At 30.7% G+C, this 342-nt stretch carries 1 protein-coding gene and 1 pseudogene; both read right to left on the minus strand.

Annotated features, from left to right (window positions below):
- Positions 1 to 172 (minus strand): IS3 family transposase (locus A9G30_RS13440; protein ID WP_442903435.1); only part of this gene is annotated, 172 nt, incomplete at its 3' end.
- Positions 145 to 342, minus strand: a pseudogene (locus tag A9G30_RS12805) (hypothetical protein); the annotation flags it as partial. The gene A9G30_RS13440 and the pseudogene A9G30_RS12805, both read right to left, overlap by 28 nt.

The following is a 342-nucleotide window of genomic DNA, read 5'->3' on the forward strand; positions in this document are numbered from 1 at the left end:
ATAAAAAATTAAAGGGATAAGTGTTTTTTAAATTCAATAGGAGCAAGTAGCCTAACGAAGAATGCCATCGTTTATTATTATACCAATAAGCATAAGACGGAGAAGCGTGTTGTAACTCAATTATGTAATTGAAACGTTGGTCTTTTACAAACCCCGTTTTAATTGTTTTAATGTCACTTCGGCTACTGTATTGTCATCAGGATTCCCTTTCTTGCTTAATAAATGCGTGATATTTAATGTCTTAAAACAATCCTCTAATAACCGATTATCAAACGCTGCCGTTTTATGTTTAAAAATATGATAACCGACAATATACCTATCGGATAAATTCATTAAAATATA

Origin of the sequence: Gilliamella sp. Fer4-1 (assembly GCF_001690515.1) — a bacterium.
Taxonomy (GTDB): domain Bacteria; phylum Pseudomonadota; class Gammaproteobacteria; order Enterobacterales; family Orbaceae; genus Gilliamella; species Gilliamella apicola_C.